Raw genomic sequence first — 16,266 nt, forward strand, 5'->3', positions numbered from 1 at the left:
GGAAGCCCCAGACCATGCTTTACGATGCCCCCGGTGGACGTCCAACATCCCTCGTCATGAGCGATGCCACCACCATCCTGGTCGATACCGACCTCGAACGCGACGACGCCGCAGCCGCCGCGACGGGCCTCTACCTGCACCTCGTGGGTGACGGCACCATTGCGGCGCGACCCCATGGCGACGAAGAAGCGCGCTTCCGCGTGCTCGACGAAGGTTTCGTCGCCGAAACCGGCATTCTCGCCATCGGCCTGCATGCCAGCGGCCATCGCTGGCGCGAGGACGGTCACGGCGGCGCCCATCTCGTCGACGGCGGCCGCGAGAACGGCATCTTCTGCCGCTACGATGGCGGCTTCACCATCCGCTGCCCCGAATGCCATGCCGCCCTCTCGCTGGGCGACGAAGGCAGCGACGCACTGGAGGAGGCCCTCGTGGTGTGGTGCGACGCTCCCGACTCGGCGTATGTGGCCTGCCCGTCCTGCGCCACCTGGACACCGCTGCACGTGTGGCGGTCGCCGGCGCACGATTTCGCGGTGGGGCATTTCGCGATCACCCTTTACGGCGCGCACCTGAAGGGATTGCTCGGCGGTAACGAATACGCGGCCACCACGCTACGCCACCGGCTGGGCGATATCGCGGGCGATTACACGGTCGTCTTCGCCAACGCGTGAGGGCGAAGCCAACGCGTGAGGGCGAAGCTCCCGTAGGAGCGCGCCCTGCGCGCGACAGGTTTTGAGGCTGTGACCTGACGCTGGCGCGTGAATCTGTGGACAGGTGCGAAAACATGTCGCGCGCAGGGCGCGCTCCTGCGGGCTTGGCTACGGCATCATGGAGGCGCACCATTGGCGTTTGCCCCACGCCCCCCGGAGTCCACCATGAACAACGCGCTGGCCGCGCTCTACCCCCAGCACCTCGCCGCCTTGCGCGAGCGCACCGACACCGCTTTGGCCCGCGGCGGGTTCGATCACCTGGTGGTCCCGGCCGGGCGGCCGATCACCAAGTTCCTGGATGATCAGGATTATCCGTTCATCACCAACCCGCATTTCAAGCACTGGCTGCCACTGACCGACGCGCCGGGAAGCTGGCTGGTGTACACGCCGGGCGAGAAGCCGAAGCTGGTTTTCCTGCAGCCACGCGATTACTGGCACGTGGTGCCGGAGGCACCCTCGGGTTACTGGGTGGACCATTTCGACATCGTGGTGGTGCGCAAGCCCGCCGATGCCATCGCCGAGCTGCCCGCCGCGCTGTCCCGCTGCGCCATCATCGGCGACCAGTACTGCAACCTGCAGGAAGTGTGCGCGAACAATCCACCGGCGGTGATCGACCACCTGCACTATCACCGCGCGTACAAGACGCCCTACGAGCTGGAGCTGATGCGCGAGGCCAGCCGTCGTGGCACGCGCGGCCATCGCGCCGCGGAGCGTGCGTTCCGCCAGGGCGAAAGCGAGCTGGGCATCCACCTCGCTTACCTCACCGCCGTGGGCCAGATCGACGCCGAGTTGCCGTACGCCAGCATCGTGGGCCTCAACGAGCACGGCGCCGTGCTGCACTACACGAACTTCGATCGCCGCGCACCGGCCGATAGCCGGTCGTTCCTCATCGATGCCGGCGCCAGCGCATCGGGCTACGCGAGCGACATCACGCGGACGTACGCAGGCAGCCAGGCTTCCGAATTCCAGGTGCTGATCGATTCGATGGATGCCGCCGAGCGTTCCTTCGTGGCGAAGGTCCGCGCGGGCCAGAACTATCCCGAACTGCATGTGCACGCCCATCATGTGCTGGCCAGTGTGCTGCACGACCATGGCTTCATCCGCATGAGCCCGGAAAGCGCCGTCGAATCCGGCGTATCGTCGGCGTTCTTCCCGCACGGCCTGGGCCACGGGATCGGTCTTCAGGTGCATGACGTCGCCGGCTTCCAGGCTGCCGAGACGGGCGGCACGATCGCGAAACCTGAAGGTCATCCGTACCTGCGACTCACGCGCAACCTGGAGCCGGGCATGGTGGTGACCATCGAGCCGGGCATCTACTTCATCGACATGCTTCTCGCCGACTTGAAGAACAAGCCGTTCTCGGCGGACATCGACTGGGCGAAAGTGGATGCGTTCCGCAAGTACGGCGGCATCCGTATCGAGGACGATGTGGTGTGCACGACCGGCGAGCCGGAGAACCTGACGCGGGATGCTTTCGCGTTGCTGTGATGGAATGTAGGAGCGGCCAGGGCCGCTCCTACATTTAATGCTCGAGGGCGGCGGGGGATTTAGGGACCATCGCCGTCATCACTTCGGGCGCACCCCTGGTCACCGCCACGTCGTCTTCGATGCGAATGCCGATACCGCGCCAGCGCTCGTCCACGCGCTTGTCGTTGGGCGGTATATAGATGCCGGGTTCGACGGTGACGACCATGCCTTCCTCGAGAATGCGCGGCTCACCGTCGATGCGGTAATCGCCGACGTCGTGCACGTCGAGGCCGAGCCAGTGGCCCGTCTTGCTGGGGAAATAAATCTTGTAACTTCCCTCCGCGATGACGCGGTCGGCGCCGCCGCGCAGGATGCCGACGGCGCAGAGGCCTTCGGCGATGATCCGCACGGCGGCCTCATGGGCTTCGCCGAAGGAATGGCCCGGACGCACGGCATCGATCGCCGCGAGCTGCGCCTCATACACGATCTCGTAGAGGGCGCGCTGTTCCTTGGTGAAGCGCCCGCCGACCGGAAACGTGCGGGTGATGTCCGAGGCGTAACAATCGACCTCCGCGCCGGCATCGACGAGCAGCAGGTCGCCCTCCTTCAGCGTGGCCCGGTTGGCCTGGTAATGCATGATGCACGCGTTGCCGCCCCCGGCCACGGTCGGGGGAAAGGCCGGCACGGCACCCTGGCTACGGATACTGCGGAGGATTTCCCCCTCCACCTCGTACTCGGCCACGCCGGGACGGGCGATGGCCATGGCGGCCAGGTGGGCGCTACCGGCAACCTCCGCCGCGCGACGCATGAGCGCCAGCTCGTCGCGCGATTTGAACAGGCGCAGGTCGTGCAGCAGGTGGCCCAGGGCCACAAGGTCTTTCGGCACCACGCCGCCGCCCCGCGCGGTGCGCAGGCGGCGCATCCAGGCAAGGAGGCGGGCATCGAAGTCCGGTTCCTGACCGAAGTGGCAGTACACTCGCGACCGGCCTTCGATCATGCCCGGCAGGATGTCGTCGATATCGTCGATGGGAAAGGCATCGTCCAGGCGCAGTTCGCGCGCGGCTCGGTCGGTGCCCATGCGCTCGCCGTCCCAGCGCTCGCGGTCGGCGTCGCGCTCGCGGCAGAACAACACGCTTTCGCCATGGACACGGCCCGGCAGCAACGCCAGCACGGCATCCGGCTCGTCGAAACCGGTGAGGTAGTGGAAGTCGGAGTCCTGCCGGTACGGCCAGGGCGCGTCCGAATTACGCATGCGCTCGGGCGCGGAAGCAAGGATCAGTACCGCGTCCTCGCCCGCCATGCGCATCAGCTCCCGACGGCGCCGGGCGTACTCTGCCGCGGCGATCAATGCCGCGTGTCGCTCGCCGGCTCGTTCCTGCCGCTAGCCTCGGCGTGGAGGAGCAACGCGCCGACGCGAATGAATTCCTCGATCTCGGTGAGCGATTCCTCGTCGCCTTCCACGTCTTCGTCGAGTTCGAATTCGGTGGCGGCGATCGTCGCCATGTCCTTCAGCACCTCGCGGGCTTCCTCGCTCAGGGTCTTTGCCGTTTCCACGGTGCCGCCGAGACCGAAGCCGCCCAGGAAGCCGCGTGTCCATTCGGACAGGCCTTCGGCACGCTCGGCCAGCGGCGCGTCGTCTTCCGGCAGCCAGGGTCCGAAGGTGAGATCGGTATCGGCCAACCAGGCTTCGGTCTGGTGGCGCAGGCGCCCCAGCATCGCCTGTTCGTCGGCGGTGGGCGCGGGATCGGGCTCCAGCTGCAGGGCATCCAGCAGCGAACCCGGCGGGAAGCGGCCGCCGGCGCTGATGTAACCCACCAGCGAGCCGTGGAATTCGCTGACCGTGGTGGCCAGATTGCAGTGCGTGATGAGTTCGGCGATGTCTTCGGGGTCGACGGTCTGGTTGGCCGACATGGCAATGCTCCTCGGGCTTGGACCCAAAGTCTAATGCAGAGGGGCTAGCCCACGCGCTGCCGACAAGCCCAAAACCTCCTGTTATAGTCCGCGCATGACGAACCCGGAAGCCTTCAAGACCGAACTGGAAGCCTTGAGCGCCACGCTCGACCGGCTCGTCGACACCGTCCGCCGCCTTTCCGAGGAAAACCGCAGCCTGCGGCATAGCCAGGAACAGCTGGCGAACGAACGCGCGGGACTCATGGCACGCAACGAACAGGCGCGCAGCCGTGTGGAAGCGATGATCCAGCGCCTGAAGGCGCTCGAGAACACGGGCTGATCCGTCACATGAATGCAACCTCGAGTGAACCGGTGTCCCTGCGCTTGCTGGATCGGGAGTTCCACATCGCCTGCGCCCCCGAGGAACGCCCGGGCCTGGTCGCCGCGGCCCAGTTCCTCGACGGCAAGATGCGCGAATTGAAGTCCAATGCGAAAGTGCCGGGCTTCGACCGCCTCGCCGTGCTGGCGGCCGTCAGCATCGCCCACGATCTGCTCACCCTGCGCAAGGAGCACGACTCCCAGGAACAGGTGCTGACCGACGGTCTGGCCTCCTTGCGCAGAAAGCTTGATGGTCTGCTCGACGCGCCGGTAAAATAGCCGAGGGCGTTCCCTGCGATGTTCGCCAGCGCACTTTACATTTGCCTTGTTCCTACATACGACCCCGGGTCGGCTTTTCGCGACTGTTGTGCATGTCCGCCTCGTACGGAAAGCCTCGAAGTTGCGTAGCTCTCCCACCTGATCCTTTGGATCAAGGTCGTTTGGTGCGCAGCGGCATCGCGGAGAACGCCTCTCCATTCCAGCCGACCGGCCCCTCCGGGGCCGGTCAGCGTCGGACCCGCGGCACCGGGTGCGGCGGCTCGACGGCAACCTTGCCGGTGCCGTTCAGCTGAACGACCATGTCAAAGCTTCCCGAGAGACGTGAACTGCGAGCCGACCTCGTGCAGCGCCGCCGCCAGCTGAAGCCGGCCGAGCGCGTTGCGGCAGCCCAGGGGCTGCGTCGTTCGCTCGAGCAATTGCCGGAATTCCTCACCGACACCCACGTGGCGGGCTACTGGGCCACCGGTGGCGAGTTGCCGCTCAACATGGCCATCGCGCCGATGGCCGATCGCGGCCAGACCTTCTACCTGCCCGTCGTCACGAAATCGGGCGGCAAGCGCCGGCTCACCTTCGCGCCCTGGACCACGGGCGAGGATGTCGAGGCCAATGAGATGGGCATTCCCGAGCCGAAGTCCGCGGAACGCATCATCGAGGCCAGCGCCCTCGACCTCGTGCTGGTTCCCCTGCTCGGTTTCGACCGCCGCGGCAATCGCCTCGGCTTCGGGGGCGGCTACTACGATCGCAGCTTCGAATTCCTTCGCGGCCGGAAGCGCCCGGCACAGCCCTTGCTGGTGGGCGTGGCCTACGACTTCCAGGAGCTGGACTCGCTCGACACGGCCGAGTGGGACATCTCGCTCGATTACGTCGCGACCGACAAGGAACTGATCGACTGCACGGGCGGCGACGCATGAAATACTGGCTCATGAAGTCCGAGCCGGACACGTTTTCCATCGACGACCTGAAGCGCAAAGGCGTCGAAGCCTGGGACGGCGTGCGCAACTACCAGGCGCGCAACTTCATGCGCGATGGCATGAAGGTCGGCGACAAGGTGTTCTTCTACCACTCGAACACCGAAGCACCCGGCATCGTGGGCATTGCCACGGTGGCTTCGCCGGCCTATCCGGACGAAAGCCAGTTCAACCCGAAATCCAAGTATTACGACGAGAAAAGCACCCGCGAAGAACCGCGCTGGATGCTGGTGGACGTGAAGTTCGAGCGCAAGCTCGCGCGCAACATCTCGCTCGAAGAACTGAAGGGCCGCGACGAGCTCGCCGACATGCCGCTGGTGCGCAAGGGCAACCGCCTTTCCGTCATGCCGGTGGCGAAGGGCGACTGGGATTTCATCCTGAAGCTGGAAAAAAAATGAGCCAGGACAACGAGAAGCGCCTTGCCGCCGAAACCGCCGCCTTCCGTTACGTGGGCGATGGCGCGTTCAAGGGCGGCATCATCGGCGTGGGTACCGGCTCCACGGTGAATTTCTTCATCGATGAACTCGCCCAGTACCGCGACCGGATCAAGGCCGCCGTGTCCAGCTCCGAAGCCTCCAGCGAGCGCCTGCGCAAGCTCGGCATCGACGTGATCGACCTCAACGCCGCCGGCCGCCTCGACCTCTACGTCGACGGCGCCGACGAATGCGATCCGCACAAGCGCCTGATCAAGGGCGGTGGCGCGGCGCTCACGCGCGAGAAGATCGTCGCCGCCGCGTCCGACCGCTTCGTCTGCATCATCGACGCGAGCAAGCAGGTGGACGTGCTGGGCACGTTCCCGCTGCCGGTGGAAGTGATTCCCATGGCGCGCAGCTACGTGGCGCGGGAAATCGCCGCCCGTGGTGGCCAGCCGGTGTGGCGCGACGGCGTGGTCACCGATAACGGCAACTGGATCCTCGACGTCCACGGCTGGCGCATCGCCAACCCGGTGGAACTGGAAGCCGACCTCAACCAGATCGTCGGCGTCGTCGCCGTGGGCCTGTTCGCCAGGCGCCCGGCCGACGTGGTCATCGTGGGCAATCGCGAGATCTGAGGCTCCTACCGGGTAACCTCGCTACATGACGCTCGAATCCATCCTCCTCATCGTCCTTCTGCTGGTTGCCCTGGCCTGCCTCGGCCTGCTCCTCTCCCTGCTGTCCAGGGGAAAGCAGGACGACGGCCACGCTGCAAGCATCGACACCTTGCGCGACGACACCCGCCGGCTGGAAGCACTGATCCGCGACGAGCAACGCGCGGGTCGCGGCGAACTTGGCGAGAGGATCGGACAGTTCGCCGAGCGCACCGATAACGGCCTGCAATCGCTGCGTCAGGGCCTGGCGGACGATTCGCGCAAGAACCGCGAGGAGTCCGCGCTCACGCTCAAGCGCTTCGGCGAGCTCATCGACCAGCGCTTCGCCACCCTCACCGGCGAAAACGAAAAGCGCCTCGGCGAGGTCCGTACCACGCTTGAAACCCGCCTCGGTGCCATCCAGCAGGATAACGCGGCTAAGCTCGAGCAGATGCGCGCCACCGTGGACGAGAAACTCCAGGCTACCCTGGAGACCCGCCTCGGCCAGTCATTCCAGCTGGTTTCCGAACGGCTTGAGGCCGTGCAGCGCGGCCTGGGTGAAATGCAGGCCCTTGCCGCCGGCGTGGGCGATCTGAAACGCGTGCTGACCAACGTGAAAACCCGCGGCACCTTCGGCGAAGTGCAGCTCGGCGCCCTGCTCGACCAGATCCTCGTTGCCGAGCAATACGCCGCCAACGTGGCGACCGTGCCCGGCTCAGTGGAGCGCGTGGAGTACGCCATTCGCCTGCCGGGTACCGATGACGGCGGCCCGGTCTGGCTGCCGATCGACGCCAAGTATCCGGTGGAGGACTACCAGCGCCTGCTGGACGCGCAGGATGCCGCGGACGCGGAAGGCGCCCTGGCTGCCGGCAAGGCTCTCGAACTTCGCGTGCGCGAGGAAGCGAAGCGCATCCGGAGCAAGTACATCGCCCCGCCGCACACCACGGACTTCGCGATCCTGTTCCTGCCCACCGAGGGCCTGTATGCGGAAGTTATCCGCCGGCCCGGGTTGTCCGACCAATTGCAGCGCGAGTGCCGGGTGACCGTAGCCGGCCCCACCACCCTCACCGCCCTGCTCAACAGTCTGCAGATGGGTTTCCGCACGCTGGCGATCGAGAAGCGTTCCTCCGAGGTCTGGCACGTGCTGGCAGCGGTGAAGAACGAGTTCGGCAAGTTCGCCACCGTGCTCGAGAAGACGCGCAAGCAGCTGGACACCGTACGCAACAGCATCGATTCGGCCGGCGTGCGTACCCGGGTCATCGAGCGCAAGCTCCGTGACGTCGAATCCATGAGTCCCGACGAATCGCAGGCCCTCCTGGACCTCGTCCCCGGCCTGGACGACACCGATACCGCGGAACCCGCCGAGGATTGACCCACGGTACAATGTGGGTTTGTACCTTGAGGAACAAGCTCCCATGAGCGACGATGCCAAGTCCCGTCCGGTCAGCCGCGAACAGGCCGAGGAGGCCGTGCGTACGCTGCTTTTATGGGCGGGCGAGGACCCCCAGCGCGAAGGCCTGCTCGACACGCCCAAGCGCGTGGTCAAGGCCTATTCCGAGTGGTTCAAGGGATATGACGAGGATCCGGGCGACTACCTGCGCCGTACCTTCAAGGAAGTGGACGGCTACGACGAGATGATCGTGTTGCGCGACATCGAGTTCGAAAGCCACTGCGAACACCACATGGCCCCGATCATCGGCCGCGCCCACGTGGGGTATGTCCCCACCGACCGCGTGGTGGGCATCAGCAAACTTGCCCGTGTGGTCGACGGCTACGCCCGCCGCTTCCAGGTACAGGAAAAGCTCACCGCGCAGATCGCCCATTGCATCGAAGACACGCTGCGCCCGCGCGGCGTCGGCGTGGTGATCGATGCCAGCCACGAATGCATGACCACGCGTGGCGTGCACAAGCGCGGCGTCTCGATGGTCACCAGCCAGATGCTCGGCAGCTTCCGCGAAGATCCACGCACGCGCGGCGAGTTCCTTCGCTTCGTCGGCGTCGACCGTCGCTGAAGGGGCACTCTGCCCTTTGAGCGGCCCGGCCGACACCACCATCCACGACGAACGCCTGCAGGATCTCTTCCGCGACGGTGTCGTCGCGGAAGACCTGCCCATGGTCTTCCCGCTCTTGCGGGGACGCGGCCTGTTGCGCACGTTCTCCGCGCTATTCCACGGAAGCGAAGCACAGGTGCTGCTGCGCCTGCTGGTGCTGCGCACGCTGGGTGGCCGTGCGCACGCCACGGAATGGACGCCGCAGGAGATTCGCGACCAGCTCGCCTACATTGATCCGGTGAAGCTGGAAACCGTCGTCCAGCGCCTCAAAGATCACGACCTGCTCGTGTACGACGGCGAGACGATGCGCTACCGCGTCGGCCCGCCCGGTCGCAAGGCACTCGCCGCACTGGCGGCCATGCTCGAGTTCGAGAACGACGATGACGACGGTCTCGGCTATCTCACGGCGCAGCTTGCCGCGGGCCAGGCGGTGGGCCGTGTCTCCGTGGACGAACTCGGTCACCTCCTCTCTCGCCTCACGGAGTTGAAGGAAGATTTCGATCGCGCCGTACTCTCCGGCTCGGAACATCGCATCCGCCGCGCCGCCGAGCGCCTGGATTCGGTGTGGACGTGGGTGGAGAAAGGCACCGAGGTCGTCGCCGCCATCACGGAAAAGGACGACCTCGAGCCTGCCGCGCATCGTCTTGCCCAGGCCGTCGGCCGCGCCCAGAGCGCCTTGCTGCGCCAGGCGGGCACCTTCCAGCGCGAGCTCAACAAAATCGACCAGCACCGCGTGCACCTCGGCCGCACAGGCCTGTCGTCGTCGGACCTGGTGGGTTGGCTGCGCGCGCAGGACATCGACTCACTGGCTTCGTTCGAAGACGGCCAACTCCTGCTTCCGCTGCCCGCGCCATTCATCCACGACCAGATCGCGCTGGACGTCGCCGAGTTCGAACTGCTCGAACGCGAGCGCCTGGCTGCCGAGAGCACCGCGCTTCCCGGCGCGGAAGAACCGCCGGACACCGCCGACTTGCCGATGGACGAGGAAGACCTGCGCTTCCTCGCCGAATGGCACGCCGAGCTGGCTGCGGTGGTTGCGCCGCTGGAACTAGAAGCGACGCTGGTCGGCGACGACTACGCCCTTTCCGCCTACCGCCTCTCTCTGCTCGGCCTGCTGGGCGATCCCGAGTCGGCGGCACTGGAAGGCGGTACCGCCGACCTCGCACGCCTGCCACTCGCCCTCGAGATCGAACCTCGCCTGATCGAGATCGACCTGCCCCAGATCGCCTTGGTGAGCGCCGGACGCCTGCGTCCACGCGACACCGCGAAGGACACCACCGATGCATGACGACACCGCCAGCCTGGTCACCCGCCTGCTCGCGCAACGCTGGCTGCCGCGCGACGACGTGCAGGCGCGCAAGGCGCTGCTCGACGAAGCCTTCCGCGAAGACCTCGATCGCCGCCTCGAAGCGGTCGGCCTCGAACTGCGCGAGCACCCGTACGCGGCATACATCGGCCTTGCCGTGGCGAGGAAAAGCGAGCGCGCCGTATTCGGCGGCAGCGACAGCTGGATATCCAACACATTGCAACTCGACCGCGACGGCGTCGCACTTCTCGTGGTGATCTGGGCGCTCATCGTGCTGCCGAAGCGCCAGCGCCAGATGGAGCGGCAGGAGGTCGAGGCCGCGGCGTCGCAGAGCCAGATGTTCGCCGAGGAAAAGCCCATCCCGCGCGATTCAGCCATGTCGCCCGTGATCGCCGAGCGCACGCTCCTCGCCGACTTCGGCGACAAGCTGGGCGGCAAGATGCGCATCAACATCCTGCTGGGCACGCTGGCGCGCCTGGGCTTCATCGTGCGGCGGCGTGGCGAGGGAACTGCCGGCCGTCTGATAGCCGAAGGACCGTTGCTGGACCTGGCGTTCGACTATGAACGAACCGCCCGCCGCATCCTCGACGGTGCTTTGGGCGACCTGCTGGCCGAGACAACCCGTCGCACCTCGAGCCAAGCCGGGGAAAGCGGCGAAGCGCTCGACGAAGATTCGCTGGACGACGAGGAGATTCAGGATGTTTGATTTCCGTAGCCTCGAAGTCGTGCACTGGGATTACTGGCAGCGCTTCAGCCTGCCGCTGGACACGAACATCGTCACGGTCGTGGGCCCAAACGGGTCGGGCAAGACCACCCTTCTGGATGCCCTGCGCACCCTGCTCACCATCGACTGCGCCGGTAGCCGCGACTACAAGAGTTACCTGCGTCATAACGGCAAGCCCTTCGCGTGGCTGCGCGCCCGCGTCGGCAATGTCCCGGGCCCCAGCGGCGAGCGGCCCTTCTTCCCGTTGATGGATCGTGAGGTCACCCTCGCCTGCCGCATCCAGAAGAAGGGTGGCGAGTGGACGCGCCAGTACGTCGTGCTCGGCGGGGACGTGAGCGTGGAAGAGATCGAAGCCAGGGGCGAGTTCCTTGGGTTCCGCGAATACCGGGTACGCCTCGAGGGCGCCGGTCTGTCACAGGCGATCCGCCGCGTGCTCACCCTCGAACAGGGTGCCACCGACAAACTCTGCCAGTTGCCGCCCAAGGCGCTGCTGGACCTGGTCTTCGACGTGTTTGGCGACAAGGCCGTGCTGGACGACTACCAGCGCGCGCGCAACGAACAGATGGAGGCCGACCGCGAGCAGCATGGCCTCGAACATCAGCTGTCGCTCATTGGCGTGAGCCTGCAAGAAGCCGAAGCGCGTGCACGATCCTTCCAGGAATGGAATGCGCTGAAGACCGAGCGTGTGAACCTGGTGTCGGACATCCTGCCGCGTACGGAGCTCGCCGACCTCGGTGCGGGCATTCGCGGCGCGCGTCCCCAGCTGACGGGCATGAAACGCCGCGTGGCGGAACTGGAGCGTCGCGATGCCGAGCTCACCCGGCAGCTCGTGGAATGGGATGCCGGGGGCGAGACGCTGCGTGCCGGGCAGCACGAGGCCGACCTCGCCCGCCAGCAGACGCAGAAGAGTCTCGACGCGGCTCGCGCGGAGCTCGCGCAGAACGATCTGTTGATCAAGCAGGAGACGCGGCTGCGCGAAATGATTGCCGCGCAGGGCGGGGCCGATCATGAGCGGCTTGCCGATGTCGCGCGTGATGCACGTGCCCTGGTCAACCATCTTCAGGCGGAGGAAGGGCGCCTCCGCCAAGACCTCACGACGCTGACCAGCCAGCTCTCCGCATGGCGCAGCGGCCGCCGTTACACACCCGATTTCGAGGCCTCGTTCCGCCGCGCGCTGGATGATGCCGGCATTCGCCACAGCATGCTCAGCGAGATCGTGGAGATCATTGAGCCACGTTGGCAGCCGGCTGTGGAAGCCGTGCTCGCCGGTTACCGCCACGTGGTGCTGCTGGACGACCCGCGCGACCGTGAAAAGGCATGGAAACTCGGGGAACAGCAACGCTACAAGCACTTCGTCGTCGCCGATCGCGCCCCCGCCCAAACCAGCACACGCGGCTCGCTCCTGGAAGTGGTCGCCTTCTCCGCTGCCGCGCCGGACTGGCTGCTGCGTAACCTTGACCGCATCCTCCGCGTGGACGATGTGGCCGAAGGCTCGACGCTCGGCCGTGAGCAGGACTGGATCACGCCGCAGGGGTATTTCCGCGAGCGTCGTGGCGGCCGTCACCTGGGCGTGGACGACATGTACTTCGGCGCTTCCGCCCGCGAACGCCAGCTTCGCGACGGCGAGGCGAAACTGCGCGACATCGAAGGCCGCCTGCGCGACATCGCCACCGAGCGCAAGGAAGCCCTCGCTCGCGCCGGTGATGCCGAGGCCGTGCTGCGTGGCGCCAGCGCCAGCAGCCAGCTTGCCGATCGCGTCGACGAGTTCACCGAGGCGCATGAGCAGCAGGCCCGGTTGCGCGAAGACGTGCAACGCGCGGCCGACAGCCACGTCGCGGCAGAGACCCAGTACGAAGCGGTACGCGAAAAGCGCCTGAAGACGTCAAATGCGCGCGACAACGCGTCGCGCGAGCAGCGCGAGGTGCAACGACAGCTGGCCGACGCCGTCCGGCAGCATCATGTGTCGCGCGGCGAGCAGGTCGAACGACTGAGCGCTTTCCGCGCCAAGCGTGCGAACGTGCCCCTGCACCACCGTAGTCGCGCTGCGACCGCCTCGCTGCGCGAGCGCTATGAATCGCCTGCGGCGGTGCGTCGCGAAATCGAGCGTGTAGAGCGCCGCCTCGAGGAAGGCCATTGGGAGCAGGATCCGAGCGTGCTGGCCCTGCGCGAAAAGCTGCTGTCGAACCACGAGGGCCTGAAGCAGGACCTGGAAAAGCGCCGCCTTCACCTGGAACGAGCTTCGCGAATCACCCATGAAGCCCGCGGTGCCTATATCCAGGTGTTGCGTAACACCGTGCGTCGTTACACGAAGAACCTGAAGGTACTGGCCGAGCTCGCCGGTATCGGCGTGGAAGTCGGCCTGCCGGAACTCAGCAACGACGACCTCGCCCTCGCCTCTGCAGCGCTGCAAGTGCGCTTCGAGTTCGACAAGAAGGGTTGGATCGGCATGGACGATGGCGAGGCCTCTGGCGGCCAGCAGGTGATGAAGTCGCTGCTGCTCCTCGTCGCCCTTATGCGCGACGAGGACCGCCCGGGCGGCTTCGTTTTCATCGACGAGCCCTTCGCCCACCTAGACATCTTCAACATCGACAAGGTGGGCGCATTCCTCAAGAGCACGCGCGCGCAGTACATCCTCACCACGCCGGCCACGCACAATATCAATGTGTTCCAGCCGTCGGAACTCACGCTGGTGACGAGCAAGCGCCGGCCGGGAGCTACCTGGGCGCAGCCGCTGGCCGTGCTGCGTCGCCGCTCGAACGCGGCCTGAGTCGCCTCAGTACAGGCCCGTTTCACCCGGAACCGGATTGTCCTCGCCCGAGCCGTCCAAGGCGTCACCGCTGCTGTTCGTGGGCCGTTGACGCGTGGGATCGTGTTCGTCGTAGTCGTCGTGCGGATGCGCCCGGCGACGCGAGAGCAGGTAAGCGGTGACGATCGCACCGATACCCACGCCGACGGCGACACTGACGGCAGGATGGCGGCGCACACCGCGGCTGGCACCCCCGAAGGCATCGGTGGCCAGGGCACCGGCGCGACCCGCGTACTCCCGGGCGGCGCCGATGGCCTCACGAGGATGGTTGCCCATCGTTGCGCCGGCGATGCGATGCGCACGGCCGAGCAGTTCCTCGCCGACGCTCTTGCTGCGGAAAAATGTCATGACAGGTGGCCTCCTTGGTTCGAGGCAACCACGCTGACGTGTCGCGCGTGATGGGAACGCAGTGCCGACGTGGGACCTGTCGTAACGGGTAGGAGCGCGCCCTGCGCGCGACAGACGTTCGCGAAAGACATAGGACCTGTTATGCGATCGCGAGAAACTGTCGCGCGCAGGGCGCGCTCCTACGGGGCCGGTTGTCAGGACAGGCTGTTCAGCCAGGCCTCGTCGGAACCCTCTTCCACGCCCTCGAACAGGAACGTCGACAGGTAGCGCTCGCCCGTATCGGGAAGCATCGCGAGGATGACGCCGCCCTTCTCCACGCCTTCGGCATACTTCAACGCCGCCGCCACGGTCGCGCCGGCGGATACACCCACGAACAGGCCTTCCTCGGCCGCGAGGCGTCGCGCCGTGTCGCGCGCTACCACTTCGTCCACCGGCACGTCCACGTCGAAGATCTTGCGGTTCAGCACATCGGGCACGAAGTCCGGCGTCCAGCCCTGGATCTTGTGCGGCGCCCAGGGCTTGTCCTGCAGCATCGAGGCCACGGCCGGCTCGGCCACCACGATCTTCACTTCCGGACGCGCCACCTTCAGCATCTCGCCCACGCCAGTCAGCGTGCCGCCGGTACCCCAACCCGTGACGAAGGCGTCGAGCCGGCGGCCGGCGAAGTCCTGCTGGATCTCGGCAGCCGTGGTGTTGCGGTGATAGGCAGGATTGGCCGGATTCTGGAACTGCCGGGGCAGGAACCAGCCATGCTTCGCCGCCAGTTCCTCGGCGCGGCGGACCATGCCGGTGCCACGCTCGGCGGCAGGCGTGAGGATGACCTTGGCGCCATAAGCCCGCATCAGCTTGCGCCGTTCGACTGAGAAGCTGTCGGCCATCGTCGCAACGAACTTGTAACCTTTCGCCGCGCAGACCATCGCGAGTGCGACGCCGGTGTTGCCGGAGGTAGCTTCAACCACGGTATCGCCGGGCTTCAACAGGCCCTTCTGTTCCGCATCGAGGATGACGGCGATGGCGAGGCGGTCCTTCACCGAGCCACCGGGATTGAACGATTCCACTTTCGCGTAGAGCGTGACGTGGGTGGGGGCCACGCGATGCAGGCGCACCACCGGGGTACGGCCGATGGTGTCGAGGATGCTGTCATGGATCATGGAAACGATTCCTTGGTCGGGGCTGCCAGATGCCAAAGGTACTCCCGCACCGCGTTGGGCGACAAACGCCTGGCGATCACGCAGACTCCCTGCCCATGAACAGACGTCCTTACGCCCTGCTTGCCGGTTTCGTCCTTCTTACACCCGTCTTCGCGCAGGACGTCCCACGCACACCGGCGGAGTACCTGCGCCGTATGGACGGCAGCGGCGACGGCCGTGTCGACGAGACGGAGTACGTGCGTTACATGAGCCAGGGCTTCCTGCGCATGGACGTGAACGGCGACGGGGTGCTGGATGCCAACGACGGGCCGATGCGTCCGGGCGCCCGGCCGGTGCACCTCGACGCGTTCCAGCGGAACCTCATCCAGCAGTTCCACAAACTGGACCGGAACCGTGATGGGGCATTGAATGCCAAGGAACTCTCGCAGCCACCTTTGTAGGAGCGCGCCCTGCGCGCGACATGTTTTGAGGCCGTGCCCCGGAGCTGGCGCGCCAGCTCGGGGAATGTCGCGAGAAGCTGTCGCGCGCAGGGCGCGCTCCTACATGTTTCGGCTATGCTCGCGGGTCCCTGGGGGGGGCTAATGAATACGACTGAAATGTTCCTGGTCGCGATGGCGATCATCCTTGCCGTGCCGTACCTCGTATGGCGCGTGGGTCGCACCGACTACTGGGCACCGCTGGTGGTGGTCCAGATCATCATCCTCGACTGGAAACGCGTGGGCCACTAGGCGGCCTTTCTCGCCGGCTTCGCCGTCGTGGCGTGGCTGTTCCGCCGGCTCATGAGGCGCTTGAAGGAGACCGACCGCTGGTACGCCGGGCTCATATGGCTGGTGGTCTGCGCGTACGGTGCCGACTGGTCGGGCCTGCATTACATGGTAGGCGCCTTCCTCGCGGGGGCCATCATGGATCGCGACTGGTTCACCCTGCAGACCAAGGCGCTGATCATGATCATCTTCGGCAACATCCTGCTCGACCGGCAGGTGATCACCAGCGAAACCTTCACCGCCCTGCTGCTGATGGCCGTGGCGAGCACCATGCTGACGGTGCCGATCGTCGCGCCCCGATTGAAACAACTGGTCTAGCCCCCCGGGAAAACGTGAGCTAATCCACAAACTTCATCGTATG

19 protein-coding genes and 1 other RNA gene are annotated in these 16,266 nt (G+C 66.2%); 16 read left to right on the forward strand and 4 right to left on the reverse strand.

Going from position 1 to position 16,266, the window contains the following annotated elements; genetic code table 11:
* Window positions 1-56 precede the first annotated feature (56 nt).
* Both VGM71_RS09770 and pepQ read left to right on the forward strand, forming a co-directional pair.
* Window positions 57-668: a hypothetical protein gene (locus VGM71_RS09770; RefSeq protein ID WP_331544529.1), complete on the forward strand. Its 612-nt coding sequence runs from the start codon at window positions 57-59 to the stop codon at window positions 666-668.
* A gap of 204 nt (window positions 669-872) precedes the next feature.
* Complete coding sequence (gene pepQ, locus VGM71_RS09775; protein ID WP_331544531.1) at window positions 873-2,195, forward strand: Xaa-Pro dipeptidase; 1,323 nt, start codon at window positions 873-875, stop codon at window positions 2,193-2,195.
* A gap of 34 nt (window positions 2,196-2,229) precedes the next feature.
* Here the strand turns inward: pepQ and VGM71_RS09780 are convergent, their stop codons facing one another.
* Complete coding sequence (locus VGM71_RS09780) at window positions 2,230-3,522, reverse strand: aminopeptidase P N-terminal domain-containing protein (protein WP_331544533.1); 1,293 nt, start codon at window positions 3,520-3,522, stop codon at window positions 2,230-2,232.
* A complete protein-coding gene (locus VGM71_RS09785) occupies window positions 3,519-4,085 on the reverse strand; it encodes a UPF0149 family protein (RefSeq protein WP_331544535.1) in 567 nt (188 codons plus the stop codon). The genes VGM71_RS09780 and VGM71_RS09785 overlap by 4 nt, the downstream gene beginning before the upstream one ends.
* A gap of 94 nt (window positions 4,086-4,179) precedes the next feature.
* On the opposite strand from VGM71_RS09785, the gene VGM71_RS09790 reads away from it, so the two are divergent.
* The 11 genes from VGM71_RS09790 to VGM71_RS09840 all read left to right on the forward strand — a co-directional run bounded on the left by VGM71_RS09790 (window position 4,180) and on the right by VGM71_RS09840 (window position 13,603).
* Complete coding sequence (locus VGM71_RS09790; RefSeq protein WP_331544537.1) at window positions 4,180-4,404, forward strand: TIGR02449 family protein; 225 nt, start codon at window positions 4,180-4,182, stop codon at window positions 4,402-4,404.
* Window positions 4,405-4,412: 8 nt separating this feature from the next.
* Window positions 4,413-4,721: a cell division protein ZapA gene (locus VGM71_RS09795; protein ID WP_331544539.1), complete on the forward strand. Its 309-nt coding sequence runs from the start codon at window positions 4,413-4,415 to the stop codon at window positions 4,719-4,721.
* A gap of 7 nt (window positions 4,722-4,728) precedes the next feature.
* Window positions 4,729-4,911, forward strand: a non-coding RNA gene (gene ssrS / locus VGM71_RS09800) — 6S RNA.
* A gap of 109 nt (window positions 4,912-5,020) precedes the next feature.
* The gene (locus VGM71_RS09805) at window positions 5,021-5,632 is read left to right on the forward strand and encodes a 5-formyltetrahydrofolate cyclo-ligase (protein WP_331544541.1); all 612 of its coding nucleotides are present in this window, start codon (window positions 5,021-5,023) and stop codon (window positions 5,630-5,632) included.
* The gene (locus tag VGM71_RS09810) at window positions 5,629-6,087 is read left to right on the forward strand and encodes an EVE domain-containing protein (RefSeq protein WP_331544543.1); all 459 of its coding nucleotides are present in this window, start codon (window positions 5,629-5,631) and stop codon (window positions 6,085-6,087) included. The genes VGM71_RS09805 and VGM71_RS09810 overlap by 4 nt, the downstream gene beginning before the upstream one ends.
* Window positions 6,084-6,740: a ribose-5-phosphate isomerase RpiA gene (gene rpiA, locus VGM71_RS09815; RefSeq protein WP_331544545.1), complete on the forward strand. Its 657-nt coding sequence runs from the start codon at window positions 6,084-6,086 to the stop codon at window positions 6,738-6,740. Before VGM71_RS09810 ends, rpiA begins: the two co-directional genes overlap by 4 nt.
* 25 nt (window positions 6,741-6,765) lie before the next feature.
* The gene (gene rmuC / locus VGM71_RS09820) at window positions 6,766-8,127 is read left to right on the forward strand and encodes a DNA recombination protein RmuC (RefSeq protein WP_331544547.1); all 1,362 of its coding nucleotides are present in this window, start codon (window positions 6,766-6,768) and stop codon (window positions 8,125-8,127) included.
* 43 nt (window positions 8,128-8,170) lie between these two features.
* Window positions 8,171-8,767, forward strand: a complete 597-nt coding sequence (gene folE / locus VGM71_RS09825) for a GTP cyclohydrolase I FolE (protein WP_331544549.1) — start codon at window positions 8,171-8,173, stop codon at window positions 8,765-8,767.
* A gap of 16 nt (window positions 8,768-8,783) precedes the next feature.
* Complete coding sequence (locus VGM71_RS09830; protein WP_331544551.1) at window positions 8,784-10,094, forward strand: hypothetical protein; 1,311 nt, start codon at window positions 8,784-8,786, stop codon at window positions 10,092-10,094.
* Complete coding sequence (locus VGM71_RS09835) at window positions 10,087-10,818, forward strand: hypothetical protein (protein WP_331544553.1); 732 nt, start codon at window positions 10,087-10,089, stop codon at window positions 10,816-10,818. The genes VGM71_RS09830 and VGM71_RS09835 overlap by 8 nt, the downstream gene beginning before the upstream one ends.
* A complete protein-coding gene (locus VGM71_RS09840) occupies window positions 10,811-13,603 on the forward strand; it encodes an AAA family ATPase (protein ID WP_331544555.1) in 2,793 nt (930 codons plus the stop codon). Before VGM71_RS09835 ends, VGM71_RS09840 begins: the two co-directional genes overlap by 8 nt.
* Window positions 13,604-13,609: 6 nt before the next feature.
* Here VGM71_RS09840 and VGM71_RS09845 read toward each other — a convergent pair whose 3' ends face one another.
* Both VGM71_RS09845 and cysK read right to left on the reverse strand, forming a co-directional pair.
* Window positions 13,610-13,990 carry a hypothetical protein gene (locus VGM71_RS09845; RefSeq protein WP_331544557.1) on the reverse strand — a complete coding sequence of 127 codons (381 nt, stop codon included), beginning with the start codon at window positions 13,988-13,990 and terminating at the stop codon, window positions 13,610-13,612.
* A 194-nt stretch (window positions 13,991-14,184) separates the two neighbouring features.
* Window positions 14,185-15,141, reverse strand: coding sequence for a cysteine synthase A (cysK, locus tag VGM71_RS09850; RefSeq protein ID WP_331544559.1), 957 nt, complete (start codon window positions 15,139-15,141; stop codon window positions 14,185-14,187).
* Window positions 15,142-15,236: 95 nt separating this feature from the next.
* Here cysK and VGM71_RS09855 point away from each other — a divergent pair, with 95 nt between their 5' ends.
* The 3 genes from VGM71_RS09855 (at window position 15,237) to VGM71_RS09865 (ending at window position 16,223) form a co-directional block, all read left to right on the forward strand.
* The gene (locus tag VGM71_RS09855; protein ID WP_331544561.1) at window positions 15,237-15,581 is read left to right on the forward strand and encodes a hypothetical protein; all 345 of its coding nucleotides are present in this window, start codon (window positions 15,237-15,239) and stop codon (window positions 15,579-15,581) included.
* 141 nt (window positions 15,582-15,722) lie between these two features.
* Window positions 15,723-15,869: a hypothetical protein gene (locus VGM71_RS09860; protein ID WP_331544563.1), complete on the forward strand. Its 147-nt coding sequence runs from the start codon at window positions 15,723-15,725 to the stop codon at window positions 15,867-15,869.
* A gap of 51 nt (window positions 15,870-15,920) precedes the next feature.
* Window positions 15,921-16,223, forward strand: a complete 303-nt coding sequence (locus VGM71_RS09865) for a hypothetical protein (protein WP_331544565.1) — start codon at window positions 15,921-15,923, stop codon at window positions 16,221-16,223.
* Window positions 16,224-16,266 lie beyond the last annotated feature (43 nt).

The organism is Luteibacter sp., from assembly GCF_036499525.1.
In the GTDB taxonomy this organism is placed as follows: Bacteria; Pseudomonadota; Gammaproteobacteria; order Xanthomonadales; family Rhodanobacteraceae; genus Luteibacter.

What these genes read in the sequence shown, in the direction of transcription:
- VGM71_RS09785 (WP_331544535.1), bottom strand. Translation starts at nt 4,085, where the DNA reads ATGTCGGCCAACCAGACCGTCGACCCCGAAGACATCGCCGAACTCATC.
- VGM71_RS09805 (WP_331544541.1), top strand. Translation starts at nt 5,021, where the DNA reads ATGTCAAAGCTTCCCGAGAGACGTGAACTGCGAGCCGACCTCGTGCAG.
- VGM71_RS09810 (WP_331544543.1), top strand. Translation starts at nt 5,629, where the DNA reads ATGAAATACTGGCTCATGAAGTCCGAGCCGGACACGTTTTCCATCGAC.
- rpiA (WP_331544545.1), top strand. Translation starts at nt 6,084, where the DNA reads ATGAGCCAGGACAACGAGAAGCGCCTTGCCGCCGAAACCGCCGCCTTC.
- VGM71_RS09865 (WP_331544565.1), top strand. Translation starts at nt 15,921, where the DNA reads ATGAGGCGCTTGAAGGAGACCGACCGCTGGTACGCCGGGCTCATATGG.
- cysK (WP_331544559.1), bottom strand. Translation starts at nt 15,141, where the DNA reads ATGATCCATGACAGCATCCTCGACACCATCGGCCGTACCCCGGTGGTG.
- rmuC (WP_331544547.1), top strand. Translation starts at nt 6,766, where the DNA reads ATGACGCTCGAATCCATCCTCCTCATCGTCCTTCTGCTGGTTGCCCTG.
- folE (WP_331544549.1), top strand. Translation starts at nt 8,171, where the DNA reads ATGAGCGACGATGCCAAGTCCCGTCCGGTCAGCCGCGAACAGGCCGAG.
- VGM71_RS09790 (WP_331544537.1), top strand. Translation starts at nt 4,180, where the DNA reads ATGACGAACCCGGAAGCCTTCAAGACCGAACTGGAAGCCTTGAGCGCC.
- VGM71_RS09770 (WP_331544529.1), top strand. Translation starts at nt 57, where the DNA reads ATGAGCGATGCCACCACCATCCTGGTCGATACCGACCTCGAACGCGAC.
- VGM71_RS09860 (WP_331544563.1), top strand. Translation starts at nt 15,723, where the DNA reads ATGAATACGACTGAAATGTTCCTGGTCGCGATGGCGATCATCCTTGCC.
- VGM71_RS09855 (WP_331544561.1), top strand. Translation starts at nt 15,237, where the DNA reads ATGAACAGACGTCCTTACGCCCTGCTTGCCGGTTTCGTCCTTCTTACA.
- VGM71_RS09795 (WP_331544539.1), top strand. Translation starts at nt 4,413, where the DNA reads ATGAATGCAACCTCGAGTGAACCGGTGTCCCTGCGCTTGCTGGATCGG.
- VGM71_RS09845 (WP_331544557.1), bottom strand. Translation starts at nt 13,990, where the DNA reads ATGACATTTTTCCGCAGCAAGAGCGTCGGCGAGGAACTGCTCGGCCGT.
- VGM71_RS09840 (WP_331544555.1), top strand. Translation starts at nt 10,811, where the DNA reads ATGTTTGATTTCCGTAGCCTCGAAGTCGTGCACTGGGATTACTGGCAG.
- VGM71_RS09835 (WP_331544553.1), top strand. Translation starts at nt 10,087, where the DNA reads ATGCATGACGACACCGCCAGCCTGGTCACCCGCCTGCTCGCGCAACGC.
- pepQ (WP_331544531.1), top strand. Translation starts at nt 873, where the DNA reads ATGAACAACGCGCTGGCCGCGCTCTACCCCCAGCACCTCGCCGCCTTG.